Raw genomic sequence first — 5,341 nt, 5'->3', positions numbered from 1 at the left:
GGCGGCCCGACCAAGCGCCCCGCCGTGCAGGTCGGCGACCCCTTCGCCGAGAAGGTGCTCATCGAGTGCTGCCTCGAGCTGTACCACGGCGAGCTCGTCGAGGCCATCCAAGACCTCGGCGCGGCCGGAATCTCGTGCGCGACCAGCGAGCTCGCCGCCAACGGCAACAGCGGCATGCACGTATCGCTCGACAACGTTCTGCTGCGCGATCCTTCGCTGACGGCTGAAGAGATCCTCATGTCTGAGTCGCAGGAGCGCATGATGGCGATCGTCGCGCCCGAGAAGCTCGACGCCTTCCTCGAGGTCGTGAAGAAGTGGGACGTCGAGACGAGCGTGCTCGGCGAGGTCACCGGCGACGGACGCCTCGTCATCGACTGGCAAGGTGAGCGCATCGTCGACGTCGATCCGTCGACGGTCGCGGTCGACGGCCCGGTCTATGACCGCCCCGTCGCCTACCCGACGTGGATCGACGCGCTCCAGGCGGATGCCGCTGAGCTGCTGCCCCGCTCGTCCGAGCCGTCCGTCCTTCGCGAGCAGTTCCTGTCGCTGGTCGGCTCCCCGAACCTCGCCGACACGAGCTGGATCACGAACCAGTACGACTATTACGTGCTCGGCAACACGGCGCTGTCGTTCCCCGATGACGCCGGCATGATCCGCGTCGATGAAGAATCGGGTCTCGGATTCGCAATCTCGACCGACGCGAACGGCCGGTACTGCCAGCTCGACCCGTACGCGGGCGCGCAGCTGGCGCTGGCCGAGGCGTACCGCAACGTCGCCGTCACCGGCGCTGAGCCAACGGCGATCACCGACTGCCTGAACTTCGGCTCGCCCGAGAACCCCGAGGTCATGTGGCAGTTCGGGCAGACCATCGACGGCCTCGCCGACGGATGCTACGAACTGGGCGTGCCGGTCACGGGAGGCAATGTCTCGTTCTACAACCAGACCGGTGACACCCCGATCCACCCGACGCCGCTGGTGGGCGTGATGGGCATCATCGACGATGTCTCGCGCCGCATCCCGTCCGGCTGGCAGGACGAGGGGCAGAACATCTACCTGCTCGGCACGACCTCGACCGAGCTGTCGGGTTCGGCCTGGGCCGAGACCGTGCACCAGCACCTCGGCGGGCTGCCGCCGAAGGTCGACCTGGCAGGAGAGAAGCGCCTCGCCGGGCTGCTCGCCGCGGCCCGTGACGAGTGGCTGATCTCATCGGCGCACGACGTGTCCGAGGGTGGGCTCGCCCAGGCTCTCGCCGAGGGCGTCATGCGCTTCGGCGTCGGCGCCCGCGTGTGGCTGACCGAGCTGATGGAACGCGATGGGGTGGATGCAGCATCCGCTCTGTTCTCGGAATCGACCGGCCGCGTCATCGTCACAGTGCCGCGTGAGGACGACGTGAAGTTTCAGGGGCTCTGCGAAGGCCGGGGCTACCCGGTGCTGCGGATCGGCGTGACCGACACAGTGGCCGACCTCGAGGTGACCGGGCTGTTCACGGTCTCAGCATCCGAACTGCGCGAGCGCTCGCAGGCGACCCTGCCGGCAGCCTTCGGCGCGACCGTCACGGAGCCCGCCCCCTGATGAGTGACGTCGAGCGCCACAATCGCCCCGCCCCGCCGGCCACATTCGGCACCGGCTCGGGCGATGAAGACTACGGACGCCTCGGCGAGCGCCGCACCCGGCACATGCGCATCATCGCCTGGGTGACGATCGCATCGCTCATCCTCATCGGCGGCGGATCGACCGTGCTGAGTCTGCTCTTCGGTTAAGCGATAGGCGCTCAGGGCGTGACGACGACCTTCCCTCGACCCGCCCACTCGGCTGTCGATCGTCGGACTCGTTTCGCGGCGATCACGAGTGTAAGCGCTTTCGATATGATCGTTTCATCATGCCATTCAGTCATGCCCACCTTCCGCTATATGAGATGAAGGCCAACCTCTTCAAGGGGTTGGCTCATCCTTTCCGCATCCGCGTTCTCGAACTGCTCTCGGATGCCGATGAAGTGAGCGTCGCGCGACTCGGCGAAGCGACCGGGCTCGAAGCCTCGCACCTGTCGCAGCACCTGTCCGTGCTCCGCCGGCACCGGCTCGTCGTATCCGAGCGGCGCGCGAGCCACGTCTACTATCGCCTGGCCGACCATCGCACAGCAGAGATGCTCGCGGTCGCCAGAGCGCTGCTCCTCGAGATCGTCCGCTCGGACGGCGAACGCGTCGCCGAGGCGAACGCGCTGCCCGCGCTCGCGCCCGCCACGCCCGCTCCGGCACACGCGTCGACACAAGCCCCGTTGGAGGCGGAGTCGTGACGATGCCCGCCGGCGCCTCCGCCTACGTGCGCGGTCTGCTTCCGTCGCGCGCCGACTACCGCGATCTCCGCCGCACCTGGCGGGGAGACCTCATCGGAGGCCTCACCGTCGGAATCGTCGCACTGCCCCTCGCTCTCGGGTTCGGTGTGAGCTCGGGCGTGAGCGCCGAGGCCGGTCTCATCACCGCGATCATCGCCGGCGTGCTGGCCGCGATCTTCGGCGGATCGAACGTGCAGGTCTCCGGCCCCACCGGCGCGATGGTCGTCGTGCTGCTGCCGATTGTCGCCTCGCACGGCGTCGGGACGGTCGCCCTGGTGAGCATCCTGGCAGGAGTCATCGTGCTCGCGGCCGGCGCTTTGCGCCTCGGTCGGGCGGTCGGCATCATTCCGTGGCCGGTGATCGAGGGGTTCACCCTCGGCATCGCGGTCATCATCTTCTTGCAGCAGGTGCCGTCGCTCACCGTCGGCGGACCGGCGGATGCCGCAAGCCACAGTTCCAACGCGCTGGTCGCCGCCGTCCAGGCGGTCAGTGCCGCCGATTGGACGTACGTGCCCTGGGCCGTCGGCGCCGCCCTCATCGTGATCGCCTGCATGCTTCTCGCGCAGCGACTGCATCATGGCATCCCCGGATCTCTCGTCGGCATCGGAGTCGTGACGGTCATGTGCCTCGTCATCGACAGCCCTCTCGCCGTCATCGGCACGCTGCCCGACGGACTGCCCATGCCGGTATTTCCGACGCTGACGCTCGGCGGCATGGTGCCGCTGCTCGGCCCGGCCCTCACCATCGCGGCACTCGCGGCAATCGAATCGCTGCTCTCGGCGCGCGTTGCCTCATCGCTTGGCGACACCGGTCCTTACGACCCGGATCGAGAGCTGGTCGGTCAGGGCATCGCGTCCATCGGCTCCGGTCTCTTCGGCGGGATGCCCGCGACCGGTGCCATCGCGCGCACCGCCGTGAACATTCGCTCCGGTGGCCGCACCCGCCTCGCCTCGGTCGTGCACGCCGTCGTCCTGCTCGTGTTCGTGCTCGTGCTCTCGGGACCTGTGGGTATGATCCCTCTCGCCGGGCTCGCCGGCGTGCTCATGCTCACCGCATACCGCATGGTGCACAAGGCGACGGCGCGATCGATTCTGAAGTCGGCTCGATCGGATGCCGCGGCCTTCATCGTGACCACGATCGTCACCGTCACCTTCGACCTCATCATCGCCGTCGTGATCGGCATCGTGTTCGCGGGGGTCTTCGCCATCCACAACCTCTCGCGCGGCACAGGAGTGCACCGCGAAGAGATCGCCGGGCCGCCGCGCACGGGCGATGAGCACATCGCGGTCGTGCGCATCGACGGGCCGCTGATCTTCGCATCCGCCGAGCGCGTGTTCGCCGAGGTCACCCGTATGAGAGGTGTGACCGTCGTCATTCTGCGCATGTCGACGCTCGAGCACGTCGATGCGAGCGGCGCTCATGCCCTGCAGGACATCGTGCAGTCTCTCGAACGACGCGGCGTCACGGTGCTCATCAAAGGCGTGCAGCCCGTGCATGAAGACCTCTTCCGCACGATCGGTGTCCTGACCTCGCTGCGCCATCATCGCCACCTCTTCACCACGCTAAACGGAGCCGTCGCGCACGCGCGCAGCCACGTCGCACGCGAAGAGGGTCACGAGGCATCCGCCGGGCACTGACGCGGGGCGACGGTGCGCGGCCGTCACGGCGGCAGGCGCGCAGCGCCGACGGCCGCGCGCCTACCCGTTCAGCGCCGCGATGACCTGCGCCTGGTCTCCGCGCACCTCGCCGTAACGCAGGAACTTCACGCGCTCGACCTGCACCTCGGTCACATCCGGCTGCGTCTGGAGAATGTTCATCGTCTCGTCGATGTACTCGTCTAGCGGCATGGCGGATGGATCGTCCTGATGGCCCGGCATCAACTCACTCCGCACCGACGGCGGCACGATCTCGACCACGCTCACGTTCGTCCCGGTGAACTGCAGGCGCAGCGACTCGCTGAGCAGGTGGATGGCCGCCTTCGTCGCGTTGTAGGTCGGAGTGACGCGCAGCGGCGCGAAAGCCAACCCCGAGGAGACGGTCATGATCGTGGCATCCGGCTGTGCGAGCAGGTGCTCGACGAACGCCGAGATCAACCGGATCGGACCGAGCAGGTTCGTCGTCACCACGGCCTCGGCGTCCTCGAGGAAGCTGCCCGGCTTCGTCCAGTCTTCGATGCGCATGATCCCGGCCATCGGGACGAGCACGTTGAGGTCGGGATGCCGCGCGATGACCTCTTTCGTCGCGGCGGCGATGGACTCGGCATCCGTCGTGTCGATTCGGATCGTGCCGATCTCCGGATGCTGGGAAGCGATCTCGGCGAGAAGCTCGGTGCGGCGTCCACCGACGATGACCGTGTTACCGGCATCGTGCAGACGCAGCGCGAGCGCGAGGCCGATGCCGCTGGTCGCGCCGGGGATGAAGATGGTGTTTCCGTTGATGTTCATGATCCGAGTGTCGGCTCGGCACGCGATCGGCGGCAGAGAGCGGTTGTCGGGGGAGCGGCAGTCCCTGGATACCGCTCGATCATGGGCGCATGATGGAGGGATGGATCGTGAAGCACTCGCCATCTTCCTGCGTCGACGCCGGGAACAGCTGCAACCCGGAGACGTCGGGCTGTCGGCGGGTGTGCGCCGACGCGCGCCGGGGCTTCGCCGTGAAGAGGTCGCGCACCTCGCCCTCATGTCGACCGACTACTACACCCGACTCGAACAGCAGCGCGGGCCACAGCCGAGCACGCAGATGCTCGCGTCCCTCGCCCGGGCGCTTCGCCTCACCGCTGACGAGCGCGACTACCTGTACCGCTCCGCCGGGCACGCGGTGCCCGACCGGATCACGCCGTCTGAACATGTCGCCCCGCCCCTGCAGCGAGTGTTCGACCGGCTGCACGACACCCCTGCCCTGATCATCTCGACTCTCGGCGAGACGCTGGTGCAGAATGCCCTGGCGACGGCGCTCTTCGGCGACAACGTCGGCGCCAGCGGTTTCGAGCGCTACGAGGCATATCGCTGG

At 67.8% G+C, this 5,341-nt stretch carries 6 protein-coding genes; 5 read left to right on the top strand and 1 reads right to left on the bottom strand.

Features of this window, described 5'->3' with window-relative positions; translation table 11 throughout:
• From Q1J95_RS14175 to Q1J95_RS14160, 4 genes are all read left to right on the top strand, one after another.
• A partial coding sequence (locus Q1J95_RS14175; protein WP_300268682.1) for an AIR synthase-related protein occupies positions 1–1,572 on the top strand: 1,572 nt, incomplete at its 5' end.
• Complete coding sequence (locus tag Q1J95_RS14170) at positions 1,572–1,760, top strand: hypothetical protein (RefSeq protein WP_300268680.1); 189 nt, start codon at positions 1,572–1,574, stop codon at positions 1,758–1,760. The genes Q1J95_RS14175 and Q1J95_RS14170, both read left to right, overlap by 1 nt.
• Before the next feature lie 119 nt (positions 1,761–1,879).
• Positions 1,880–2,293 (top strand): metalloregulator ArsR/SmtB family transcription factor, encoded by a 414-nt coding sequence (locus Q1J95_RS14165; RefSeq protein WP_300268677.1) that lies wholly within the window; start codon positions 1,880–1,882, stop codon positions 2,291–2,293.
• Positions 2,294–2,295: 2 nt separating this feature from the next.
• Positions 2,296–3,969: a SulP family inorganic anion transporter gene (locus tag Q1J95_RS14160; RefSeq protein WP_300268684.1), complete on the top strand. Its 1,674-nt coding sequence runs from the start codon at positions 2,296–2,298 to the stop codon at positions 3,967–3,969.
• A 60-nt stretch (positions 3,970–4,029) separates the two neighbouring features.
• Here Q1J95_RS14160 and Q1J95_RS14155 read toward each other — a convergent pair whose 3' ends face one another.
• On the bottom strand, positions 4,030–4,776 hold the full coding sequence (locus tag Q1J95_RS14155; RefSeq protein WP_300268676.1) for an SDR family NAD(P)-dependent oxidoreductase: 747 nt from the start codon (positions 4,774–4,776) through the stop codon (positions 4,030–4,032).
• A gap of 100 nt (positions 4,777–4,876) precedes the next feature.
• On the opposite strand from Q1J95_RS14155, the gene Q1J95_RS14150 reads away from it, so the two are divergent.
• The coding region (locus Q1J95_RS14150) for a helix-turn-helix domain-containing protein (RefSeq protein ID WP_300268674.1) at positions 4,877–5,341 on the top strand (465 nt) is incomplete at its 3' end.

Source organism: Microbacterium sp. (genome assembly GCF_029263575.1).
GTDB lineage: Bacteria > Actinomycetota > Actinomycetes > Actinomycetales > Microbacteriaceae > Microbacterium.
The sequence above is the reverse complement of the archived record's forward strand: the minus strand, read 5'-3'. Positions and strand labels throughout refer to the sequence as shown.